Annotated in this window: 22 protein-coding genes and 1 riboswitch; of the genes, 9 read left to right on the top strand and 13 right to left on the bottom strand. The window is 36.9% G+C overall.

Features of this window, described 5'->3' with window-relative positions:
* The first annotated feature begins 47 nt into the window (after positions 1 to 47).
* From J2Y67_RS12400 to J2Y67_RS12385, 4 genes are all read left to right on the top strand, one after another.
* Complete coding sequence (locus J2Y67_RS12400) at positions 48 to 860, top strand: nuclease-related domain-containing protein (protein WP_310174412.1); 813 nt, start codon at positions 48 to 50, stop codon at positions 858 to 860.
* A gap of 567 nt (positions 861 to 1,427) precedes the next feature.
* Entirely contained in the window at positions 1,428 to 1,607 is a 180-nt protein-coding gene (locus J2Y67_RS12395; RefSeq protein WP_310174410.1) for a hypothetical protein, read from the top strand.
* A 36-nt stretch (positions 1,608 to 1,643) separates the two neighbouring features.
* Complete coding sequence (locus J2Y67_RS12390) at positions 1,644 to 1,859, top strand: hypothetical protein (protein ID WP_310174408.1); 216 nt, start codon at positions 1,644 to 1,646, stop codon at positions 1,857 to 1,859.
* A 104-nt stretch (positions 1,860 to 1,963) separates the two neighbouring features.
* Complete coding sequence (locus J2Y67_RS12385; RefSeq protein ID WP_310174406.1) at positions 1,964 to 2,179, top strand: hypothetical protein; 216 nt, start codon at positions 1,964 to 1,966, stop codon at positions 2,177 to 2,179.
* A 457-nt stretch (positions 2,180 to 2,636) separates the two neighbouring features.
* Here J2Y67_RS12385 and J2Y67_RS12380 read toward each other — a convergent pair whose 3' ends face one another.
* The 3 genes from J2Y67_RS12380 to J2Y67_RS12370 form a co-directional block, all read right to left on the bottom strand.
* Positions 2,637 to 2,834, bottom strand: coding sequence for a hypothetical protein (locus J2Y67_RS12380; protein ID WP_310174403.1), 198 nt, complete (start codon positions 2,832 to 2,834; stop codon positions 2,637 to 2,639).
* A gap of 113 nt (positions 2,835 to 2,947) precedes the next feature.
* A complete protein-coding gene (locus J2Y67_RS12375; RefSeq protein WP_310174401.1) occupies positions 2,948 to 3,652 on the bottom strand; it encodes a hypothetical protein in 705 nt (234 codons plus the stop codon).
* 96 nt (positions 3,653 to 3,748) lie between these two features.
* The gene (locus J2Y67_RS12370) at positions 3,749 to 6,358 is read right to left on the bottom strand and encodes an Ig-like domain-containing protein (RefSeq protein WP_310174397.1); all 2,610 of its coding nucleotides are present in this window, start codon (positions 6,356 to 6,358) and stop codon (positions 3,749 to 3,751) included.
* Between the two features lie 550 nt (positions 6,359 to 6,908).
* On the opposite strand from J2Y67_RS12370, the gene J2Y67_RS12365 reads away from it, so the two are divergent.
* On the top strand, positions 6,909 to 7,316 hold the full coding sequence (locus J2Y67_RS12365) for a hypothetical protein (RefSeq protein ID WP_310174395.1): 408 nt from the start codon (positions 6,909 to 6,911) through the stop codon (positions 7,314 to 7,316).
* Between the two features lie 128 nt (positions 7,317 to 7,444).
* Here the strand turns inward: J2Y67_RS12365 and J2Y67_RS12360 are convergent, their stop codons facing one another.
* From J2Y67_RS12360 to J2Y67_RS12345, 4 genes are all read right to left on the bottom strand, one after another.
* Positions 7,445 to 8,317, bottom strand: a complete 873-nt coding sequence (locus J2Y67_RS12360) for an accessory Sec system S-layer assembly protein (RefSeq protein ID WP_310174393.1) — start codon at positions 8,315 to 8,317, stop codon at positions 7,445 to 7,447.
* Positions 8,318 to 10,720 carry an accessory Sec system translocase SecA2 gene (gene secA2, locus J2Y67_RS12355; protein WP_310174391.1) on the bottom strand — a complete coding sequence of 801 codons (2,403 nt, stop codon included), beginning with the start codon at positions 10,718 to 10,720 and terminating at the stop codon, positions 8,318 to 8,320. It lies immediately after the preceding gene.
* 338 nt (positions 10,721 to 11,058) lie between these two features.
* Entirely contained in the window at positions 11,059 to 12,258 is a 1,200-nt protein-coding gene (locus J2Y67_RS12350; RefSeq protein ID WP_310174389.1) for a phosphoglycerate dehydrogenase, read from the bottom strand.
* Positions 12,259 to 12,398: 140 nt separating this feature from the next.
* Positions 12,399 to 12,478: riboswitch (ZMP/ZTP riboswitch) on the bottom strand.
* A 181-nt stretch (positions 12,479 to 12,659) separates the two neighbouring features.
* Complete coding sequence (locus J2Y67_RS12345; RefSeq protein ID WP_310174387.1) at positions 12,660 to 13,721, bottom strand: tellurite resistance/C4-dicarboxylate transporter family protein; 1,062 nt, start codon at positions 13,719 to 13,721, stop codon at positions 12,660 to 12,662.
* 191 nt (positions 13,722 to 13,912) lie between these two features.
* Here J2Y67_RS12345 and J2Y67_RS12340 point away from each other — a divergent pair, with 191 nt between their 5' ends.
* The 3 genes from J2Y67_RS12340 to J2Y67_RS12330 all read left to right on the top strand — a co-directional run bounded on the left by J2Y67_RS12340 (position 13,913) and on the right by J2Y67_RS12330 (position 15,807).
* Positions 13,913 to 14,383 (top strand): COG4315 family predicted lipoprotein, encoded by a 471-nt coding sequence (locus J2Y67_RS12340; protein WP_310174385.1) that lies wholly within the window; start codon positions 13,913 to 13,915, stop codon positions 14,381 to 14,383.
* A gap of 115 nt (positions 14,384 to 14,498) precedes the next feature.
* Positions 14,499 to 15,083, top strand: a complete 585-nt coding sequence (locus tag J2Y67_RS12335; protein WP_310174383.1) for a sigma-70 family RNA polymerase sigma factor — start codon at positions 14,499 to 14,501, stop codon at positions 15,081 to 15,083.
* Positions 15,073 to 15,807 carry an anti-sigma factor gene (locus J2Y67_RS12330; RefSeq protein ID WP_310174380.1) on the top strand — a complete coding sequence of 245 codons (735 nt, stop codon included), beginning with the start codon at positions 15,073 to 15,075 and terminating at the stop codon, positions 15,805 to 15,807. The genes J2Y67_RS12335 and J2Y67_RS12330 overlap by 11 nt, the downstream gene beginning before the upstream one ends.
* A gap of 82 nt (positions 15,808 to 15,889) precedes the next feature.
* Here J2Y67_RS12330 and psiE read toward each other — a convergent pair whose 3' ends face one another.
* From psiE to J2Y67_RS12310, 4 genes are all read right to left on the bottom strand, one after another.
* On the bottom strand, positions 15,890 to 16,333 hold the full coding sequence (gene psiE / locus J2Y67_RS12325) for a phosphate-starvation-inducible protein PsiE (protein ID WP_310174378.1): 444 nt from the start codon (positions 16,331 to 16,333) through the stop codon (positions 15,890 to 15,892).
* Between the two features lie 300 nt (positions 16,334 to 16,633).
* A complete protein-coding gene (locus J2Y67_RS12320) occupies positions 16,634 to 18,118 on the bottom strand; it encodes a multicopper oxidase family protein (RefSeq protein WP_310174376.1) in 1,485 nt (494 codons plus the stop codon).
* Between the two features lie 314 nt (positions 18,119 to 18,432).
* A complete protein-coding gene (locus tag J2Y67_RS12315) occupies positions 18,433 to 19,743 on the bottom strand; it encodes a sensor histidine kinase (RefSeq protein ID WP_310174374.1) in 1,311 nt (436 codons plus the stop codon).
* Positions 19,740 to 20,432 carry a response regulator transcription factor gene (locus J2Y67_RS12310; protein WP_310174453.1) on the bottom strand — a complete coding sequence of 231 codons (693 nt, stop codon included), beginning with the start codon at positions 20,430 to 20,432 and terminating at the stop codon, positions 19,740 to 19,742. Before J2Y67_RS12310 ends, J2Y67_RS12315 begins: the two co-directional genes overlap by 4 nt.
* A 241-nt stretch (positions 20,433 to 20,673) precedes the next feature.
* Between J2Y67_RS12310 and J2Y67_RS12305 the strand changes: the two genes are divergently transcribed.
* A complete protein-coding gene (locus J2Y67_RS12305; protein ID WP_310174373.1) occupies positions 20,674 to 20,904 on the top strand; it encodes an SHOCT domain-containing protein in 231 nt (76 codons plus the stop codon).
* 150 nt (positions 20,905 to 21,054) lie between these two features.
* Here the strand turns inward: J2Y67_RS12305 and J2Y67_RS12300 are convergent, their stop codons facing one another.
* Together J2Y67_RS12300 and J2Y67_RS12295 are read right to left on the bottom strand one after the other, a co-directional pair.
* Entirely contained in the window at positions 21,055 to 21,690 is a 636-nt protein-coding gene (locus J2Y67_RS12300; protein WP_310174371.1) for an AmiS/UreI family transporter, read from the bottom strand.
* Positions 21,691 to 21,792: 102 nt separating this feature from the next.
* A complete protein-coding gene (locus J2Y67_RS12295; protein ID WP_310174369.1) occupies positions 21,793 to 22,974 on the bottom strand; it encodes a NupC/NupG family nucleoside CNT transporter in 1,182 nt (393 codons plus the stop codon).
* Between the last annotated feature and the right edge of the window lie 7 nt (positions 22,975 to 22,981).

The raw sequence follows: 22,981 nt of genomic DNA, 5'->3' as shown, positions 1-22,981 counted from the left end.
TCCCCCAAAAGGTAAAATAATCATATAGATATTTAAAGGAGACCAACATGTTTTTATTATTAAATTTTTTGTTTAAGAAAAAGGAAAATACCAAACAACTTAAAGATAAAGACACCTCAACGACTTCAAGGAGAACAAAAGAGCAAATTGCAACAAGAAAAGGAGAACTAGGAGAATATAAAATAAATATTCAACTAGACCAGTTACCAAAAGACTATTGCTATTTAAGTGATTTATTCGTAGAGAATCCAAAAGCGAAATCAGGATATTCTCAAATCGACCATTTGGTAATCACCCCCTATGGAATAATGGTTATTGAAACAAAAAACTATCAAGGCACTATATATGGAGCGAAAAATCAAAAAAATTGGCTAATTAATGGGAAATTTAAAATGGGGAATCCTTTTGTCCAAAATTACGGACACATTCAAGCCTTAAAATCTCTTATAGATAAAAAATACCATGGCTTATTTATTTCAATTGTATCTTTTACAAAGCGTTGTACATTTAAGGTGGATTTAGATTATCGAAAAATTTCTTCTGATGAACTTATCGTATATGACATTGAGCTTTCCGAGTTTATTCATAGAAAAATTTCTGCCATGAGGACACAATATAAAGAACCATTACTAAATGAACACGACATTTTAATACTTTATAATTACTTTGCAAAAGCAAACATTACCGAACCAAAAATCAGGGAACAACATAATAAAATATTAAAAAGTAAAAATACCGAACAAGCTACTTGTGAAGCCTGTAATAAACCTGTATCAGAAAAGGTTAAAACATATTGCTTAAATAATAAAAAATTCAAGGGTAAAATTTATTGCTTTGATCATCAAAATAACCATAATTAGGTACCTTTTGGCAAATAAACACCCCGTAGCTCTTGAAACATTATTTTAATTGATTACTAAAAAATGAACATACAAAAAAGGACTCCTTTTTCGTAGTTCCTATCCAGTTCCATTTACCTTTGCCTAAACATTTTTTTAATAAAAGCTCTGTATTTACTGACAATAGTTCTCTATGCTTTCTAGTTGGTTTAAATATCATACATATATCAGATACTGACTATCCTTATAATAGTTTTCTATAAATCTTTGCATCATCGGGTGAGACCATTTTTTAATAAAAAGATCATTCGAGGGTGCTTTTCTCATTTTTCTTGAAGGAAAATGGAAAAAAATGATCGAATATAGTTTTGTGATAATCTAAAGGAAGAAATGGGAATTGGGGCAACAGCTTTATATCGTTATATAGTAAAGAAGTGAAGTTGCAGTATTGCCTTTTAACTAACGTCTAAACATGGTTGAATACGGAAACTATAGAATTACAATGGTTCATACCCAAAAATATAAAATATCAATTATCCCTATGATTTACCGCAATAATGCATTAAATCCCATGAAGGTGTGTCTTAAATGGCCAGAATAATTAATTTACAACTTAAAAGAATCTTATCTAATAAGGATTCATATAAACTAGGGAAACCTGTAGTTGGTATGAAAGCTGTTGCCATGATAAAAGGAAAAGAGCAATCTGGCATGGTGGTGTATAAGCGTAAAGCTGAATATAAAGATATCTTTGAAAATGAAGATTAATTAGCAGCTCAAACGGATAATAAGGAGTGAAGAAGTATGAAATGGAAATATGGATTAAGTTTTAATCTAAAGATGTTGAAAGAAAACAATCCTGAGCTTTGGAAAAAATATGAGCCATATTTTAAAGATGCCAATTTTGATGATGAAGAGCAAGTCTTCATTCATGAATTACCAAATGGGAAAAAAGCTTTGGAGTTAATGAGAGAGTTGATCCCAGACGAATTAAAGAAAGAGTTTGAAAAAGGAATTTAATAATATTGACTGAAAAGAGCAAACCTTCTAAGAGGACTTGGCATCTAAAAATTACATATTTATGGTCCATTTAAGATATTTAAAGCCAATAGGAGGCACTCTTAATGAAATTTAAATTTTTGAATGACACGGGGCGAATTGTAAGTATCCATCCGGCTAGCTTTTTACATGGCTGCCAAGCTGAAAATACTCCTATAAGTCCTTTGGAAGAGCGAATCTTTATTCTACCCGCCGGAACATACCCAACCGTCAAAATGTGGGATTATGGCGAAAATAGAGGGCTACAGATACTAGTATCACCTAACAAGGAGGAAGATTAATTGTCATAAAGTAGCGGTTGTTCTTCCCCAAGTCTTGTTCAATTAATTTAACGGGGAAAACCTTTAAAATAAATGAATACTTTAGTTAGGAGGGGGCTTAAAAATTATGTCATACATTTTAGTATTTCCTGTTTTTAATTCAGAAGAAGTATAATATGTAGAAACTTTAGAACAGGCAAAACAAAAAATAGAGGATTTTTGTATATCTCAAAAAGAAATTGATGAAGCATGTGTTTTTGAAATAACCAGAGAAATTGATGTTAAAGAATTGTTTAAATAAAAAATAACTATACATATTAAATAAGCTTAAAAGTTAGGAGAAGATGGTAGGCTTATATCATAATGAATTTTGCGGGATAAAAAACAATTTAGGTAATTTATCGTATATAATTCATTTTCCAATACTTTATATAAACCATTAAAATTAAATGCAAGCTTCTACTTTCCATTTTCCTCGTCACTCTTCTTGAACTTCTATTCTCCCATCCGCATATTCTCTAACCGTTTTTCCACTCTTGTCAGTATAAACTATATAAGTGCCATGCCGCTTTGCTTCTTCTCTTGCTACTTCCCCAGTCTTTTTTATTATTTCTCTGAGTGTCTCTCGATCCAAATTCTTCATGTCTTTGCTCACCTCTTCTTTTATATTATTCAAGAAAAGAAAGAAAAAGAAAAGCCCTGCAGAAATTACTTTCCACAGAGCTTTTCACTATCAAGCACTATCATGCCTTAATGGTTTGAGTTAAAACTAATTCCAATATTGTTAATTTACAACTCGTCACTATTAATTGTTGCTTTATACTTGGAATCTAATTCTTTATTTTGATATGGAAAATTAATACTTTGAATAAGTTGTTTTACACTTTCAACATATTCGTCAAGCTTCTCAAAATTTAATTTTAAAGTTAAGAGTTCCTTACTTACTATCAGTCTTTTCTCTCTACCTAGATTAATGTATTCTTCAATAAATAATTCACATAATACTTCATCTATTTCTTCAAATGATTGTGTATTTTTAAAGATGGACAAACTATCCTTCTTAATAGGTTCTTGGAGGTTTTTTTCCTGTTTTAGTTTATTCAATTTATCTTCAAGCAAAGTGCGGAATGGACCGTGACCACAAGTAGATAATGTAGCAAACAATTGATTTAAGATATCATTATTTAAAAGTTCAACATTTTGTTTTAATTTTATTATTTCTTTGGAGGTTTTAATTAATTTAGTTAGACTTTCTTTTCTAAATTGAAATTCATCTTTGTTATCTCCAAGATATAATTCGACAAGGGTAGAAACCTCTTTGATATCTTCATCATGTAATTGGGTTAATGTTTCCAGTCTATTTAATAATGACACTATTTCTTTTTGTAAATAAGCATTGTCAAAACTTGGACTAAACGTTATTTGATTAAGCTCAATATTTGCAATAAATAAATCTGTATCATTTGCCTTTATCTTAGTTGCTACTGAAAACATTTTGATTCCATCCTTTGCTTAGAAATAAATATTTTAAAAATATAGAGACGCACTGTTATAAACAGCAGCGTCTCTATTTTTACTTTAATTTAAAAATTATTTACCTAAAACAGTTTTGATAGCAGCATCGATATAAGCATTAGCTTGGGCTAATGTTACAACTGCATCTACTCCACCAAAGTCAAGAGCAGTATTTGTTGTTACTCCACCAGATGTAACTGGTTTAGTTAATTTATTGATTTCTTCTGCAACAGCTAGCTTTTGAGAAGTAGTTAATGCTTCATATGGAGCATATGCATACGTGTCAAGAGCTGTTTTAGTTGTAGAAATTGTAGCTGCAGCTAGATCATCAATAGCATTAAACTTAGTAACTTGTGCAGCATGGTCTGCTAAAGCAGTTTTTAATGGTGCATCTGCATAAGTAGTACCAGCAGTATCAACAACGATTACAGATGTTAAGCTAGTAGCTAAATCTGCACGATTATCAATTACAAATTGAGCAACTTCTAATTTAACTTGTGAAGATGCATTTAGATAAGCTGTTGCAGTTGCATTTGGAAGTGTTGCACCAGCTGCTAATTCTGTAAGAGCATCACGTACTTGTGCAACTGTTGAAGATGCACTCTTAAGTGTTGCAATATTAGCATTTGCATTAGCAGTGCCATTTACTCCAGCGATTAATGCAGTAACTTCGCTTGCAGTATCAACAGCAGTTTTAATCTTAGGTTCTAACACAGTTAGATAATCAGCTAAAGAAGCATCTTTAACTTTTGTCATATCAAACTTATCAGAAGTATGGCTAGTTACATCAGCTAATTTTTGAAGAGCAGATTTAACTTCGCTAGTAGTACTTGTTGTAGTTAATGCAACAATTCCATCAGCTGCATTACTTAAAGCAGCTGCATCAGCATCGTTAACGATAGATAATCTTACAGTTGCAGTAGAAGTGAAATCAGGTGCATTTCCACCAGTAGCTACATTTTCAGCTAGATATAAAGATTTAAGATTTACATTTAAAGCTGATGCAGGTAGGTTTGCACTATCTAAAGTAGATAATTTCACTAAAGCATTATAAACAGTTGCAGCTGTTGTAGCTTCTTTTACTCCAAATACTGCAGATTTAACATTTGAAGCTTTGATAGCATCTGCTTTTGTTGTTGCAGGAGCCACATCATCAATAGTGTATTTGCTGATTAAATCAGTAACTACATTTTGTTTAGCAACAGTGTCAGCAGCTGTATTAGCAGCACCAATCTTAGTAGCGTTTACTCCGTCTACTAGAGCTTGGATTTCAACAACTGTATCAGTGTTTGTAGGAGTAGCTTTAGCTGTTGTAATTGCAGTATTGTAATCTACAACCCATTCAGCATTAACACGAGCGAATGCTTTATTTTGTAATGCAGCTAATAATCCAACTTGGTTAGTTGCATCATTAACAGCTTTTACAGCAGCAGCAGCTTCACTAGCTGTTACATTTGTTGAGTTTGTAGTATCAACAATTTTTTGAATGTCAGCTAATTTTTCTTTAGTAGTTGAAGCATTGATAGCTGTAACGTAAGCAGTAATGTTCTCGTCCTTAACGTTAGTTAATCCTGCTTTTTTAAGAGCAGCAAGAGTTGTTACTTCGTTATTAGTAGATGCAGCAGTTACAATTGCATTGTAGTTTGCAATAACATCAAGGTCATATTTCAAGCCGCCTACAGTCCAAACACCAGTTGGGTCTACACCGAAAGGAGTTTTGAAAGTTAAAGTAACATCAGTTTCGCCTTTTTCAAGGTTTACTGGGTTAACTTCAACTTTGTTTCCATTGTTATCTAATACTTCAACAGTATAACCTGTTGTATCAGCAGTTAAAGCTGGGATAGTAAATGTAACATTTGTTTTAGTAATCGCAGTTACACTAGTAACCGCAGGAGCAGCTACAACCACTTTCACAGTAGCAGGAAGTTTAGTACCAGCTACTACACCAGTAACTGTGTATTCGCCAACTTTGTTAAGGTCTAAACCAGTTTGGTTCCATTTAACTTCTTTTTGAGCTTTTTTGCCGTTTACAAGAGTTACTTCAACAGTTTTTGGAAGAACTACTGATGCATCTCCTTGAACAGCTTGAATATCTTTAATTGCACTTACAGCTTTAACTGAAGCACTTACTGCTGCTGCAGATTTTTTAGCAGGAGCAACATATTTAGCGATTACTGCTCTTTCAGAAGTACCACCATAAACTGCATCCTTAACTTTTTTGTCTGCTTTAGCTAATTCTGCAGAGAATGTAGCGAATGCTTTTGCGTCAACTTTTCCAGCTTGCGCAGCAGCTTCAAATTTAGCACCTTGATCTTTAAGAGCAGATGCATAATTAACGCCAGCTATGTAATTCTTTGCGTTATTGTAGTATGGAAGTGCAGCAGTTAATTTTTTAGTATAAGCAGCTTTGTTTTTGCCGCCTGATTTAGCAATAACTTTCTTTGCATCATCATAGTATTTTTTAGCAAGATCAACTTGCTTTTGTACAGTTGCAGCAGAAGCAACTTGACCCTTCGCAGCAGCAGAAGTGTAAGTATCTTGTGCCTTTTTCATTTGAGTTGTAGCTTTGGTTACAGATGCAGAAACATTTACTGCTGCCTCTGTAGTAAATGGTGCTATAGCCGCGAATGAAGATGCTGCCATAACGGAAGCAGTTGCAATTTTAATAGCTTTCTTTTTATTCATTTCTTTAGTATTCTCCCTTCTGATTATAAAAAATTAGTACATTAGCGTATAAAATTATACTACCAATGCCTAATTAACTAATAAGTTTGCACTTATCATACTATGGTAACATCCACCATAGGGACATTAGGATGGATAAATTTCCAATACTAACCTCTGAAACTATAATAATACAAAACACTAGTAAAATCCAGTTCTTTTTACACACATCACCTTATGATTCTCGTGGTAATACTAACCATTATATATATAATTTTACCAATATGTCCAACCTCTTCTAAAAATTTTACTAATATATGAAATGTTCTAGGAGATATTCCCTTATCCAATGGATAAAAAAACATATATCTGGCCTATTGACTTATATATAATAGGAAGAAATTCATATTACGAAAGTATTGATTGTGGATTTTTTGGATTTTTAATGACTTTTTTCAAAAACTAAAATTATTTGTACAGTGAAAATGAATATGATAGTCTTATTCTGTGGAGAATAAAAGAGAAAATGTTCCAATTTTCCAGCGTATTTTTCTTGGAGGTACATTGATGAATGAATAACTCTAACAGCAATAATGATATCCTCAACCAACTAGATGCCCACCCGCCTAAAATCATCGGAGGCTATAAGAAACCAGGTTGGGCAGTTAAGACATTAGAGAAAATTAGCAATGAGTCCATCGAAGTGGAAGAGGACGGTACGATTACTGCAAAGGCCATCTTGCTAGCTGCGGATCAAACCTATTATCCCGCTTTCTTGACTCTTGACATGGAAAACGGCGGTAAAGTAATCGGTGCCTATTTGATTGCTGAAGACCAAGAAACCTATCATTTAATTCCGTTTGAAATAGCTAGGGGATTTATTAAAAAAGAGGAAAATGAACTCACTCCATTTCGATACCATACGTTGGAGAAAATCGAGGGAGATGTCTATCAACAGAATTGGCCAGAATTTTCCTAGGAAGTCAGAATTACATACAATTAATACAACTTTCCTATAGAAATATATGTTCTTCCCTAATACTGCCCATGTTTCGCGTAATGTAAAAAGGCCGCTGATCTGAGATCAACGGCCTTTTTATTTTCCTCTTACTTATTTTCCTTAACAAAGATTCTCCAGCTGCTAAAATCGGCATCGTTTTTCAAAATGAGTTCTGCTGGATAGACAAATGCCCATGGCTTAGCACTATTTGGCTTTACCTTTAAAGGTGGCAGGTTAAATTGCCCCTGACAGACGATATCTCCTGCAGCATCCTCTACGGTTAAAGGCAATTGCCCGATTTGAACCTCTTGGGAAGTACCATTGCGGATAAGCACAACCGCTTCAAGTGATTGATTATCGAGAAATTTCAGCTCGACACCAACAATATTTACTTCCTTCGGGCCTACTTTAGGAAGTCTTTCTAACATACCTTCTAATTGCGTCTTCTTATCTTCAGTTAACCGATCTTCCCAGGCAGGGTCAAGATCTAAATTTTCCTCTGGCCTATTTTTTAATTCAAAAAGGATTTTCCACTTTTCTGAAACCGCTGCATCTGATAGACGATCTTCAGCTAAAAAGACAAATCTCCACGGGGTACAGGAAAAAGGCGGAATCTCTCCAAGCAAATCTAAGGAAAATCTATTCTTTGCTGTTGGCTGATTGTTTTCATCAAAAACAATCAGGTCTACCTCATGAAGGTTCAATGCCTGTGGAACGGTATTACGGATAAAAGCCTCCACAATCAATTCTCCATTTTCTTCAAGGAACTTAATCCCCGTAATGGAAAGCTGTCCTTCTTTTAATTGCGGAAGCCTTCTGTGATAGAATTGATAGACATATTTTTCTTTCGTTGTCAGATCCCATTCTTCCGAAAAATGCAGCTTCGTTCTCACCGTATCATCTGTTTGGACCATTTCCTCTTGCTGAACAGGAGCAGGGGGAAAACTGTCATCCATTTTCTTTTTACCGAAAAGCGCCATTTACTCCACCTCCATTTCAACGAGGTCTTCGTCCAAATCCGGATTTAACTCGTCAACGAATTCATCTGTTGTTTCTCTAACTATATCCGTAAACTGCGAGCTGATTTCCTTCTGAATCATAAATAATAAGTACTTAAACTCCTCATAGCCTTCTATTTCAAAATAACGGTAAGGATCTTCCTGGCCGTAGCCTCTTAACCCAATACCATCTTTGACTTGCGCCATATAATCTAAATATTTCACCCAGTTTGTATCCATTTGATGGAGCATGAGGTCTTTTAATTGCTGCCCTTTCCACTCATCTTCCTTTAATGGGGATGTTGTCGAAACGAATTGACCATACTCAAGCAGGACCCTTTTTTCAATATCCTCTTGATCGAGCTCCTCGAGCTCATTCAAATCCCAATCCAGATTAGGGAAGACAAGAGACAGATCTTCCAGGAACGCCTTTAAATTTCCATTATTCGAAAAGTAATTTTCCTGAACTTGTTGAAGATAGTTGTGAACATTGGTTAGGGCCTCTTCGATGATTTCATCCGTATTCATATCCATCATCCGATCTCTCATCGAATAAATGATTTTACTTTGACGATCCATTACGCTTTCTATTTTCAATAAATGGCTTCTGCTGGAATGATGCATGTTCTCTACCGTTTCCTGTACTTTCTTCGTAAAGCTCTTCGGATCAGGGAAGAGGACGAGACCGGTTTCATCGGTTTTCACCTTTTTTAAATAGCGTTTCATTTCTTCTTCATCGTAGTGAGCGAATAAATCATCTTCTAATGAAATAATGAATTGAGAGGAACCTGGGTCGCCTTGTCTGCCGGCCCTTCCTCTTAACTGCATGTCAATTCGGTTACTGTCATGCCTTTCCGTTCCAATAATATGTAGGCCGCCCAATTCCTTGACCTCTTCACTAAGCATGATATCCGTCCCGCGTCCCGCCATATTGGTCGCAATCATAATATGCCCTTTTTGTCCTGCTTGGGAGATCAATTTTGCTTCATCTTCTTCTGTTTTTGCATTTAAAATTTGGTGTTTAATCTTTTCCTTCTTTAAATATCCGGAAAGTTCCTCTGATTTTTCAATCGACGCTGTCCCAATCAGAATCGGACGTCCCAGTTGGTGAATCTTTTTAACTTCAGCGATAATCTTTTTGATTTTCGAGTCATTATTCACATAAACGAGGTCAGGGAAATCCTCTCTTTGTACTGGTTTATTCGTAGGAATTTCCACCACTTTTAAATTATAAGTATCAAAGAATTCCTGCCTTGACGGCATGGCGCTGCCTGTCATTCCAGATAATTTCTTGTACATGACAAAGTAATTTTGAACGGTAATCGTTGCAAAGGTTTTATTCTCGTCGGTTATTTCTACTCCTTCCTTCGCTTCGATTGCCTGGTGCAGCCCGTCACTAAAGGATCTTCCATCCATAATCCGACCCGTAAATTTATCAACCAGGATAATCTTACAGTCTTTGATAATATAATCATCATCGAGCTTCATCACCGCATGTGCCTTAAGTGCTTGGGTTACTGCATGGAGTAATTCTTGATGTTCGACATCGTATAGGTTATCAATCCCAAATGCATCCTCTATCTTGTCTGCTCCCAAATCGGTTAAATACACTTCTTTTGTTTCTAAATGAATTTTATACTCGCTGTCATCTTTAAATTCTGCCATAATGCTGGCAATAATCTTATAAAGTTCAGCACCATCGTCTGATTTATTGGCAATAATTAACGGGGTTCTGGCTTCATCAATTAAGATACTGTCAATTTCATCGACAATGGCATAATGCAAGCTTCTTTGTACCTTTTCTTCCTTTTCATGAACCATATTGTCGCGTAAATAATCAAAGCCGAACTCCGTACCGGTTCCATAGGAAATATCCGCTTGATAGGCAAGCTTTTTTTCCTGCGGTTCCATTTGGGAAATATTCAGGCCAACCTTTAAACCAAGAAATTCATGGACTTGTCCCATTAATTCCTTATCTCTTCGCGCCAGGTATTCATTGGCTGTCACGATATGTACTCCTTTTTCCTCCAAGGCGTAAAGATAACTGGAGAGGGTGGCAACTAATGTTTTTCCTTCCCCTGTGTTCATTTGCGCAATGGAGCCTTCAGCAAGAACCAACCCGCCAATTAATTGCACATCATAATGCCTAAGTCCTAATACTCGTTTTGAGGCCTCACGAACCACAGCAAATGCATCTATTTTCAAATCGTCCAGTTTCATACCATTTTGCAGCTTGTCTTTAAAAACAAGAGTCATATTCTTCAATTCTTCATCACTAAAACTCTCATACTTTTTTTCTAATAAATTAACTTGATTCACAAGCTTATTTAACTTTCGTAAGTCGGCCGCACTTTCATTAAAAAGCTGCTTCAAACTTGTAATCATAACTCCCACTCCTGATTAACCATAAAATACAAATCTAGTCGAATTATATCATATTATAGTAGTAATTAGTGTACTTAGGGAATTTTACCAATTGTAGTAGATAGGACCTATAAATAAAAATTGGGTGGTGCCCTTCCACAGGCACCACTCGATTTTTCTATTTAAAACTTAATGCATAAGTTGGATGTGACACCGCAACTGGGTAATTTTCGCTAGATCCGGCTAGGGAAGGAGCACCTGCTACCATAGGATAGGTTAAGAAACCATTAAAGACCACTATTTGGTATTAAAAAAGGAAAAAAGCCTTAGCTCCTATTTAGGAGCTAAGGCTTTAATTATTATATGATACGAGCTGTTACGATTCCTTCGATTTGGTTAATTTTTTCCTCTATTCCCGGGAGGATATCTCCGTTCACTTCGTTATCAATGTCAATCATCGTATACGCATAGTCGCCGCGGCTTCTGTTCACCATGTCAGCAATGTTCAATTGATAACTTGAGATCGCAGAAGTAATCTGACCGACCATATTCGGAACGTTTCGATGGAAAGCTGCTACACGTGTCTTACCCGTATATGGAAGGGAAGCATTTGGAAAGTTCACTGAGTTTTTGACATTACCAGTCTCTAAAAATTCTTTTACTTGACGTGACGCCATAATTGCACAGTTTTCTTCAGATTCTTGTGTTGATGCACCAAGATGCGGGATGGCAATCGTATTTTTCATTTGCAATACATTTTCATTCGGGAAGTCTGTGATATACTCGCCCACTACTCCATCTTCAAGTGCAACCGCCATATCCACTTCATTTACCAGCTCGCCACGGGAGAAATTCAAAATATGAACGCCCGGCTTCATGATGCTAAAGGTTTCTTTGTTAAACATTCCTTTTGTATCAGGAGTAAATGGCACATGTACTGTAATATAATCAGATTCCGCGAACAACTGTTCAATTGTCATAGCACGCTGTACATTGCGGGATAGGTTCCAAGCCGTATCTACAGAAATGAACGGATCAAAGCCGATGACATCCATATCTAAATCAAGTGCATCATTTGCTACAAGCGCACCGATTGCACCTAAGCCAATGATACCTAAAGTTTTCCCTTTAATTTCTTTTCCAACAAATTGCTTCTTTCCTGCTTCCACTAGCTTCGGAATTTGGTCACCTTCAACTTCTAATCCCTTTGTCCAAGCAATACCAGCAAAAAGATTACGGGATGAAGCAATTAAAGAGGTTAGGACCATTTCTTTTACTGCGTTTGCATTGGCACCAGGAGTATTAAAAACAACGATTCCTTGCTCTGTACATTTGTCAACCGGAATATTATTGACACCCGCGCCGGCACGAGCGATCGCCTTTAATTGATCGCCGAATTCCAATGCATGCATATTGAAGCTGCGAACCACAACGGCATCCGGATTTTCACTTTCATTGTCAATTGTAAAAGAATCTTTATTGAATACTTTTAGCCCGCTTTCGGCAATGGCATTTAAGGTTTTAATAGTTTTTATTTTTTCAACAGTTACTGTGCTCATTCAGATTCGCCTCTTTTGTTTTATTAGATTTCAAATCTTATAGACTATTATAAATAATCAAAAATATTCACGCTAGTCAACATTTATTTCCTTTTTTATCTCCTCCTAATAAACAGAAAGAGGCAAGGGTATATTTCCCTTACCTCTGCCCAGGCGAACGGCTGTCGATACTATGTGCTCCCTCACGGTTCTCCGCGCTTCGCCAGTTACACATAGCCTTTTTATTACCTCCATTTTATCAAGTTCTCCTAAAACCATCAACAAAAAAATTATTTTATTTTTAAAATTTTGATTTTACCATTTATAGTTCCTTTTCCCAGTTAGAATATAAAATGGGGTCTGACCCCCACTGCTTCACACTATTAACGCAGTGGGGGCCAGACCCTTTTTTTAAGGAGAAATTAATGATTCCCTTTAGAAGGTGATTTGGAATAATAAATAAAATTAAGATATAGGTGATGGATAAGGCCAAGGAATACCAATAACCATGCCGCAATCGCTATATACACTAAAAAACGGGGGATCGTCGTTAGAAACGGTACCCCTAATGCCTTTGACAACTGGAATGTACTCGTTGTATACATTGCAAGCGGGAAGGACATCCCCCAAAACTGAGGATCATATGAAAACGGATAGCGATGGTAAAAATGACGCCATATCATAAGAATAAATAACAATGGAATCCACCATGTGCCGGTAATCCAGAAAAATAAGGTAAACCCTTTTAAAAAAGGGGTAATTTCACCAAGTAAAGAAAGAAATTTTGAGTGTAGGATTAGCGTAGAACCCGCTAAGGTCGTAATCGCAACTGCCCCCATATTAATCCAATAAGGCGGTGTAAGAGCGGAAAATTTAAGTTTTACAAAAGTAAATCGATAAAAAATGAGCGTAATAATGTTGAGATAGAGCATACATCCTAGAAAGTACATACATAAAGTAAAAAACAACAGGATTTCCTGCCCGCCTTTTATATAGGAAGATAGAAGGGTTCCTAGAATAGAAATGGATTGCGTTGCAACGGCTGCAATTAACCAAGCGCCATTAATCCCTTCAGCAATCGAAGGCTTATTCTTCCTAACTGTAACAGCTGAAAAAAAGGTATACATAATGACTAGCCATAAAAAAATAGCAAGTGCCCATAAATATATTGCTATTGAGTATTGGTTAGCCACAATGATAAGTTGGCTGCCAAATACAGCGGTTCCCGCAACTAACGTAAAAAATCCAGGCCCCATTGTATGACTCGTTAAATCTGATAAAACTCTTGGAAAATAACAAATGAGACGAATTAGCGTAAATAACCATAAAGTAAGATAGGCAATGATATTAACAAACAACAATAGTTTAGCGATGAGATCCATTTTAAGCAGGAATGTTCCGATCGATAATGCACCTGTAGCCATAACGAGTGCAAAGTATCCCGGAAAAAGATTTACTGCTTTTTGTTTTAAAAAATAAAACACTGCCTCACCCCTATAATATATTTAATTTATTTTTCCAAAATGGGGTTGAAACATACAGACACATTGAGACTGGCAAGCTATTTTTAAATTAGCCAATTAAATTAAAAAATATTTATTTTGAATCGAACCGCTCTTGCCATTCCTTCGTTTCCTTTAATATAAAGAATCATTTTGAGGAGGAAGAATGAAGCATGAAAAAGTGGAGTTGGTTATTCTCATTTCTATTAGCAGGGGTCCTATTAGTTGGATGCAGCACCGAAAAAAATGACAAAGAGGCGAGTAGCAAGGTAAAGGAGGCCTCAAGTCAACCCTCCATCAATTTGAAGGTAATGGAGAATAACGAGGCGGGTAAATATCTTGCAGATTCTAAAGGCATGGCACTTTACTACTTTGCCAAGGATAAGCCCAATACAACAAACTGTAAAGGGGAATGTCTTCAAAACTGGCCTGCCTTTTATTCCGATCACTTCGAGGTTCCTAAAGGGTTTAATAAAGGAGATTTTGGCACGATTCATCGCGATGACACAGGTAAAGACCAAGTAACCTATAAAGGCTACCCGCTTTACTACTTTGTAAAAGACAAAGCTTCTGGTGATGTTAACGGGCAAGGGGTTAAAGGGGTTTGGTTCCTTGTCAATCGTACTACTACATTTGCGCCCTAATTCTATTACGAAAGAACTGTTCTTTTGCGGCAGTTCTTTTTTTCGCTCAACTTTACTTATTCTTACTTTATACTAAATAGATAGAATTTTTTAAAAAAAGGGGGAGCGTTTGGAATTGAAATCGAAAACAGATGAAGAACTAATTGAATTAATTATCCAGAATCATCGACCTGCACTAGAAGAATTGTACGACCGTTATATAAAGCTTGTTTATAGTTTTTCTTTAAAAATGACAAAAGGGGATGTGGAGGAAACAAAAGAAATTGTCCAGCAAGTCTTTCTTCGGCTATGGACGACAAAAAGTACATACAACTCGAAACATGGGAAATTTGCGAATTGGCTTCTCACGATTACCCGAAATATCGCAATTGACCTCATTCGAAAAAAACAAAAACAGGCAGGAATGGTTCGACTAGAGCCTCATGAATGGATGCAAATGCAGGACCAGCAAGCAGAGGACGTACCTCAGCAGGTCTCAAAAAATCTCTTGAAGCAAGAAATTCAAGAAGCAAAACGGCAGCTATCTGAACCACAGAAACGTCTGATTAACTTATTATATTGGGAAGGGTACTCCTTAAGTGAAATTGCCAAACTGGAGAAAAAACCCCTCGGCACCATCAAAAGCCGTCTTCATCAAACCTTAAAAAAACTGCGGAATGTATTTGAAGAAGAAACAGGAGGGGTCCGTCATGGAAAATAAATGCGACAACCTGTCTTTCTATATCATTGATGAGCTGTCTGAACATGAAAAGCATCAATTTGAACGTCATCTGAAAACATGTCTCCACTGTCAGAATGAAGTAGACTCCCTGCAAAACACGTGGCAGATGCTTTCGTACGATTTCGAAGAAGTGGATGTTCCAAAATCACTAAAATCAGAAGTCGTGGACTTTATTTTTCAGGAAAATGAACCACAATCGCAAGATCATAAAGATAAAAAACAACCCTTCCTTAACCTCTTAGCAAAGCAATTTTCACCATTATCCTTTGGTATCACCGCCATTTTGGTCATGGGTTTAATCGGTGTTTTGTGGAGTAATTTCCATTTGAGGAACACGGTTACTGCATTAGAAAACGAAGCGATTTCTCCTTCACAAATTGTTCGGACCTATCATTTAAAAGGGCAGGATTTGGCTTCTTCTGCAAATGGGACCGCCTATCTCCTTCAGGAAGGCCGTGATACAAGCATCATAATTGAGTTTAGCAATATGCCCATGGCGAAAAATGAGGAAGTGTATCAGGTTTGGCTGTTAAAGAATGGTACTCGTCAAAATGCTGGTACTTTAAAGCCTGATCAAAACGGAAATGGCCTGATTTCCTACCGCCTTCCCAAAAATTATCTGTTTGATGATATTGGCATTACGTTGGAACCGAATCCGCATAACACACAACCAAAGGGTCAGAAAGTGATGGGAACCTCCTAGGAGCCAGCTATTTCAAAAATCAGGACATGGGATACACACTCCATGTCCTAAAATTGACTCTATGAACCTCTTCACATGATTACTAATTTTTATCATTCATGGTGCTATCTGGCCTTTCGCGAGGAGTAAAATTAATGATGAAATACCCAATGATTAGAATTAAAATGATTAACGCATATAATAAGGAATTGACTGGATGATCATGATCGACAATAATAATTCGAACCATTGCCGTTATGCCAATATAGATGAAGTATCGAATCGGGAAATGGTATTCTTCTTTAAAGTATTTTACAATCATCGAAATAAACTCAAAATACAAAAAGAAAATGAGGATATTGGCAAGGAAAAGTTTATAGTCATTGTTGCCTCCCTCAACTAAAATCTGAATAAAAATAACTAACTCCTTAACTAGTAAAATAGACAAAATAATTCCTAGTAAGACGAGGGACATGTTCAAAAATAGTTGAAGAATCTTTGGAATCAAGTACAAAATCGTAGTCCTATCGTTTTTTATCTTAAACATACATACCTTCCTCTCAGCTTCACAGGGCCAGTCCCTCCACCTCTCTGGATAAGAATATTTTTGTATAAATCTAACAACTAACAAGACAATTGTCAACATAATTCCGTATCTTAGAAATTTTCCCTCAAATAAAATTATAAATTATCAAAATATTAATTTCTGTTATTTTATCGTGAAATTTATATAATAAATTTAACAAAATCATCCGTTTATTTATTTTGGAGGTAAACGCGAAGGCTAAATTTCTCCTCTTATGAAAAAAAAGACTCTTACGCGCTTGTAAGAGTCTTCGAAATCTATTTATTTATCCATGTGACCATTATGTTGATTGTCCATATCGTTTTTAGGCAGTTTTTTGGATACTTGTGATTCTGTACCTGGTTTTACAAGTAAAAATTGTCCCATCATCCCGGCATCTTCATGTTTTAAAAAGTGGCAATGATACATAAGCGGATGATTAGGATCGGCATAGTTCGCAAATTCCACAGCCAGCCGAACGGTTGCTCCATTCGGAATAAATACGGTATCTTTCCTGCCTCTTTCGTATATGGGAGGCTTCTCACCGTTTATGTCCAATACTCGGAATGCTGCATCATGAATATGGAAATTATGAGCAGAGCCAAAATTGTCAATTTCCCATATTTCTTTGGCTCCCGCCGGCACAACCTCATCAATTCGGTCCATGGCCATCTTCTTGTCATTTAATTTGAACTCCATTGTCATTTTAAATTGGCGCACCTTCGCATTCTTTGGAACCTCGATTGGCGGTATGCTAGAAAGCTGATCGGGTATTGGAGCAGACTCTGTTAATTGATCAGCGGCAACCATTTTCAACAAATCAAATTCACCATTTCCCACTTCTCCGCCACTGCTGTAACTGCGAAGAATGGTTTTCTCTCCCGGTTTAAATTCAACCACAATCTCTGCCCGTTCTCCCGGACTTAACATGAAACGTTTCAATGTGACCGGCTTCTGCAAAAGACCGGCATCATTGGCTACAAGTTTAAAAGACCGACCGTCGGTAAAGCCAAAATTATAGGCTCTTGCATTGGAAGCATTAAGCAATCGAAAACGGACTTGATTAGCTGTTACTTTAAGGTAGGGGTCATACGTTCCATTTATAAGTATTTTATCTCCAAGTGTTCCATAGGTGGTATTATCTTTCTCCGATAACTGTCCACTCTTCGTAAACACCTTATCTTGAACAATGAGCGGAATATCATCGACACCATAATCAGAAGGCAATTTTTTTGAATCCTTATCATCGATCATGAACATGCCGGCAAGTCCGCGATACACATGATTTGCGGTTTCACCATGCACATGCGGATGGTACCAGGCAGTTGCGGATGGTTGATCAATGGTCCAATGGGGAGACCACGTTTCTCCTGCTTCAATCATCTGATGGGGGCCGCCATCCATCATTGCCGGTAATTTCATCCCATGCCAGTGCAAAGTCGAGGGCACGTCCAAATGATTGGCAACATCAAAGGCTACTTTGTCACCGCGTGAAACCCTGATTGTTGGGCCAAGATAGGAACCATTGAGCCCCCATGTTTTTGTCTTTTTCCCTGGTAAAAATTCTGTCGTTCCTGATTGCATCGTTAATTGAAAATGTTTTGTGCCATCCGAACTAATGGTAGGTTTAAGAAGTTGTGGGATTTTTAATGGATGATCAAAGTGTAACTTACCTACATTTGTTGCTTTTTTATCACCACTACAACCAGCCAATCCGAAAACAAGTAACACCAATAGGGGGACAATTACTTTATTATAAGCCTTCAACTTTTACGTTTACTTCCTTTCCACTTCAAATCTCTTAATGCTTGAATATAGTAAATAACCGTGTAGTTCCTACGAATCAATGATAAACTTGATAAAATAAAAATTCAATACAACATACCTTCCATGTAAACGGGCCTTTAGGCGAAAAAAAAGGATAATTCTTAAACGAATTATCCCCAGCCATAATTTGAATAATTATACAAATGAAAAACAGTTGGGATAGTACCAAGAAAATTATTTTAATCCAATTATTACTGGTTTAACTTCCCTCCACGGAATTCACTTACCTCTCTTTTAGTTTCGTTCCCTTTATTTCACTTGAGTATCCAGCCGGTAAGGACGGCGCCACCATCGGGATGATTCGCGGCAGAAAGTTCTCCACCGTGGGCTTTGAAAATGCGTCTGGCAATGGTTAGTCCAAGTCCTGCTCCACCGGTTGCGCGATTTCTAGATACTTCGCCTCTGTACAATGGTTCGAACACATGTTTAAGGTCATCCTGCGAAAATCCTGGACCCAAATCTCTGACCGTAATAGTTACCTTCCCTGGCTCTTTATACCAATTTACAAAAATCTTGCTGCTATTGGGCGTGTGTCTTAGTGCATTATCTAACAAATTGTTGATAGCACGTTCCAATAAATGCGAATCCCCTGTCATTTCACAATCATTAGCAGGAAACTCCGTTTCAACGGAAACACCTTTATCATCAGCCAGAGGCTTCAAACTTTCAATTGAACTTTTCAAAATAGGTTCAATGTCGATCTTTTCCCGATGCAGAGTCTGCTCCATATATTCAAGTTTGGTAAAGGCAAAAAGATCGGCTACGAGTCGTTCAAGTTGATTGGATTTATCTTTACATACCGACACATATTTCGCAATTTTTTCCGGTGAAGCTGCAATTCCTTGCTCCAAGCCATCCAGATACCCTCTTAGGGCAAACAATGGTGTCCGCAGGTCATGGGCAATTGCTCCAATGAAAAACCGCCGTTCTTCCTCCAGCTTGGCCTGTTTTTCAAAGGCTTCCCGGAGACCTGCTACCATCACTTCAAACCCACTCCGTACTTGAGCTATTTCAGTAACACGGGAAACGGGCAAATTTAAATCAAGATCCCCTTCTGCAATCTGCCGTGCTGTTCCACTCATGGCCTCGAGCGGCTTTACAATATACCTTTGCATTTTATAGCCGACAAAGAAAATGGCAAGAATCATGGTTGTTACGGCTAAAATACGTGCAAAAATGTCACTTTTCGTTTGAGAATATAGCCTAACCGTTCCCACGACTTTTCCGTTCTCAATGACAGTAAATTGTTGATTTGAAATCCATGGATTACTGCGCCAAATTCTAGACTTGAAAATGGGACGATTGGATGGCGAAAGGATTTCAGCGTGAATATTTTCCTTTAATAGCTGACTCTGTAATTTTTTTTGCCATTGAGGACTTTCCCACTTGCTTGAATGGATGATAATCATATCTAGGGTTTCATTTAACTTTTCCTGAACTGGTTGAGACCCATTTTGAAACGGTGTTCCATTATAAAAGTGAGCAAAAAAATAAATGATCCATGGAAAAATAACAACGGAAACCATTCCAATGACCATGAACTTGCGAATTCTAAGGGTTCTCATTTCGGTACCCCTTCAAAGCGGTACCCTACTCCCCATACATTTACGATATATTGAGGAGTATTGGGATCGGCTTCCATTTTCTCTCTTATGCGGGAAATATGAACTCTGACCGTATGTTTGTCGCCCACACCGCCCCAAAAGGTTTCAAGTAAATGGTCATAAGTAAAGACTTGACGAGGATGTTCAGCAAACAAAAGCAGCAAATCATATTCTCTTGGTGTAACCGATATTTCCTGTCCGTCAATCCTTACTTCTCTTGCTGACAAATCCAGCTCTAATCTTCCATAATTCAAGACCGTTTTACGAGTACTTTGCTGAGCACCGTACCTGCGTAACACAGCTTTGACTCTTGCCACTAATTCGGCTGGAGAAGCGGTCTTTACTATATAATCATCGGCCCCCAATCCAAGACCTCGAATCTTGTTCACATCATCATCCCGGGCACTTAGAAAAAGAATAGGTACATCACTCGTGGTTCTGATCCTGCGGCACAAATCAAATCCAGTTTGCCCCGGCATCATAATATCGAGAACGATGCAATCAACTGATTTAGTTTGTAATACGGACAATGCCTGAACGGCATCATACGCCGTTTCCACATGAAACCCATCATTGTCTAAAAAGTCATACAGCAAATCAACAATACTTTTATCATCGTCTACTACCAAAACGGTTTGTGCCAGCTTCAACACAAATAACCTCCTATTCATCTGCATTCGCATCGCATCATGACAATCATCTATGTTTAAATTTAGTTTACCACTCAAGGGAATGAAGAAAAGATATTGTTCCTGAGTTGTAATCGGTTGTTGATGATTTTGAGACAATTATCAATCTGGTTTGAGACATTTTCTGGTTATTCTTATCCTGTACTGATGAACAGACGGTTTCAGTTACTAAATAATTCATTTACTAAAGGAGGTTTAAAATATGTGGTGGGGACATCATGGATTTTTTCCATTTGGACTGTTTTTTTTGATTCCCTTATTTGTATTCTTGGTTATTCGCCTTATTCTGTTTAGGCGTTACGGCTCATGGTGCTTAGGACCGGGGCATTTTCAAGGCAAGTACGATGCGGAAACCATTCTGATGCAGAGGCTTGCTCGCGGTGAAATCAGCGAAGAGGAATATTTACGGTTACGAGAAATCATGAAAAAGTAAAAATAAATTAACTTTGTAAATAGCATTTAAAGACCAAATCATTTGCGATTTGGTCTTTAAAAATATTTTTGTATCAGATAGTTAAAAACCACATCTGTTACACCTTCACCATCATATTGAGAGCCTTTTCTAAGAAAAATTCCTCTGAATTCAGCCTCGGGTACTCTGATATTTTATTGTTTTTCTAGATTGGGGCATAAAAAGCCTTAATTTAAACAAACTTATACCAAAATAAACAAGAGAAGCGATTAAAACACAACTCCATATTTGCTTGACAACAGGAGTATTCCAGACACCTAAAAAATACAATAAAGACGGGATCGTTAAGGTTACCCATGATTGAATAAAAGCAACTGCCCCAAGATAATAGTCAATATTCTTGTGGAGTGAATTGGATAAAAAGAATAAAAACCATAGAAAAGCCCACATACCCCATGTTAGGGCATTGACCGTATCATGGAAGTGTATGATGGATGTAAACGTATAGACGACAGCGATTATAGCTACCCATAAACAAAACCAGCCAAGACCTCTGCTATCAAGCCCCATTAATGCGGTGACCCCAACATATAAATAAGTTAAACCAAATAAAAAGATAGACGCATCATTATATAGTTCCCAATGATGTTGATCTGATACGATTATTAGATAAAACGGAATAATCAGCTGAAGGATTCCTACAAAAAGATTAAATATCCCGACACTTTTTGCTTCAGCTTTTCCTATTAACATCAAACTATTAAGAAATAAAACAGCACCTGAAAGAAATAAACCAACGAAACTCATATCCTTTGTTGTGAAAAGATTTTTTCACAACCTTTCCCCCCTTCAAAAGAAGAAAAAGCAGTTCCCCATCCTTAATAGATGAAAAATTGCCTTTTCAACAAATTATAAAACAATACTTACAATCACAGCTGATAATACACTTACTAAAGTGGCTCCATATAAAAGTTTTAAACCAAATTTGGCAACAACGTTTCCTTTTTTTTCATTAAGACTTTTAACTGCTCCCGCAATAATCCCGATAGAGGAGAAGTTGGCAAATGAAACAAGGAAAACGGAAATAATTCCTAATGTACGTGGGCTGAACGATTTAGAAACCTTTGATAAGTCTAACATGGCCACAAATTCATTCGTTACAAGCTTTTCGGCCATAATACCGCCTGCTTGTACAGCTTCTGAAAAAGGAATTCCCATGATAAACGCAATAGGCGAAAAGATATACCCTAAAATCTGCTGGAATGTAATGTGGAAAATTAAATCAAAAATATTATTAATGGCAGCCATTAAGGCAACAAATCCAATTAACATGGCACCGACAATCACAGCTACTTTAAAACCATCAAGAATGTATTCACCTAACATTTCAAAAAAGCTCTGCTTTTCTACATCTTGGATATCAAGAATATCCTCATTTGGCTCCACCCTATATGGGTTAACGATGGAGGAGATGATAAATCCGCCAAATAAATTAAGGACAAGTGCCGTGACCACATATTCGGGTTGAATCATGGTCATATATGCACCTACAATCGACATGGATACGGTTGACATGGCCGATGCACAAAGAGTATATAAACGATGTGCAGGCAGCAGGCCAAGTTGCTTTTTCACCGTAATAAATACTTCGGATTGACCAATCATGGCCGAAGCAACTGCGTTATAGGATTCCAATTTCCCCATACCGTTCACTTTGCTAAGCAATAACCCAATGGCTTTCATAATGAATGGTAGGATTTTAAGGTACTGAAAGATTCCAATTAACACGGAAATAAACACAATTGGCAGTAAGACGTTCAGGAAGAAAGATGATTCTCCCTTATTGGCGATTCCTCCAAACACAAAGGATACCCCGGCACCAGCATATTCCAATAATTTATTGAAGACGCCAGCAAATCCTTTGACTAAATCCAGGCCTAATGTGGTATTCAATAATAATGCTGCTAATATGATTTGAATAATAATCATAAGAATAATTGGTTTTATTTTAATCTCTTTCCGATTGTTGCTTGCCAGGTAAGCAAGTCCAAAAACAACAAGCAGTCCGATGATTGCAATGATATATTTCATCGTTAGT

Source organism: Neobacillus niacini, assembly GCF_031456445.1.
Lineage (GTDB): Bacteria > Bacillota > Bacilli > Bacillales > Cytobacillaceae > Neobacillus > Neobacillus niacini_I.
This window is presented reverse-complemented; position numbering and strand designations above follow the sequence as displayed.

Bases quoted from the DNA above. Each gene is read 5' to 3' on its own strand.
- J2Y67_RS12400 (WP_310174412.1), top strand. From the start codon at position 48: ATGTTTTTATTATTAAATTTTTTGTTTAAGAAAAAGGAAAATACCAAA.
- J2Y67_RS12395 (WP_310174410.1), top strand. From the start codon at position 1,428: ATGGCCAGAATAATTAATTTACAACTTAAAAGAATCTTATCTAATAAG.
- J2Y67_RS12390 (WP_310174408.1), top strand. From the start codon at position 1,644: ATGAAATGGAAATATGGATTAAGTTTTAATCTAAAGATGTTGAAAGAA.
- J2Y67_RS12385 (WP_310174406.1), top strand. From the start codon at position 1,964: ATGAAATTTAAATTTTTGAATGACACGGGGCGAATTGTAAGTATCCAT.
- J2Y67_RS12375 (WP_310174401.1), bottom strand. From the start codon at position 3,652: ATGTTTTCAGTAGCAACTAAGATAAAGGCAAATGATACAGATTTATTT.
- J2Y67_RS12370 (WP_310174397.1), bottom strand. From the start codon at position 6,358: ATGAATAAAAAGAAAGCTATTAAAATTGCAACTGCTTCCGTTATGGCA.
- J2Y67_RS12365 (WP_310174395.1), top strand. From the start codon at position 6,909: ATGAATAACTCTAACAGCAATAATGATATCCTCAACCAACTAGATGCC.
- J2Y67_RS12360 (WP_310174393.1), bottom strand. From the start codon at position 8,317: ATGGCGCTTTTCGGTAAAAAGAAAATGGATGACAGTTTTCCCCCTGCT.
- secA2 (WP_310174391.1), bottom strand. From the start codon at position 10,720: ATGATTACAAGTTTGAAGCAGCTTTTTAATGAAAGTGCGGCCGACTTA.
- J2Y67_RS12350 (WP_310174389.1), bottom strand. From the start codon at position 12,258: ATGAGCACAGTAACTGTTGAAAAAATAAAAACTATTAAAACCTTAAAT.
- J2Y67_RS12340 (WP_310174385.1), top strand. From the start codon at position 13,913: ATGAAAAAGTGGAGTTGGTTATTCTCATTTCTATTAGCAGGGGTCCTA.
- J2Y67_RS12330 (WP_310174380.1), top strand. From the start codon at position 15,073: ATGGAAAATAAATGCGACAACCTGTCTTTCTATATCATTGATGAGCTG.
- psiE (WP_310174378.1), bottom strand. From the start codon at position 16,333: ATGTTTAAGATAAAAAACGATAGGACTACGATTTTGTACTTGATTCCA.
- J2Y67_RS12315 (WP_310174374.1), bottom strand. From the start codon at position 19,743: ATGAGAACCCTTAGAATTCGCAAGTTCATGGTCATTGGAATGGTTTCC.
- J2Y67_RS12305 (WP_310174373.1), top strand. From the start codon at position 20,674: ATGTGGTGGGGACATCATGGATTTTTTCCATTTGGACTGTTTTTTTTG.
- J2Y67_RS12300 (WP_310174371.1), bottom strand. From the start codon at position 21,690: ATGAGTTTCGTTGGTTTATTTCTTTCAGGTGCTGTTTTATTTCTTAAT.
- J2Y67_RS12295 (WP_310174369.1), bottom strand. From the start codon at position 22,974: ATGAAATATATCATTGCAATCATCGGACTGCTTGTTGTTTTTGGACTT.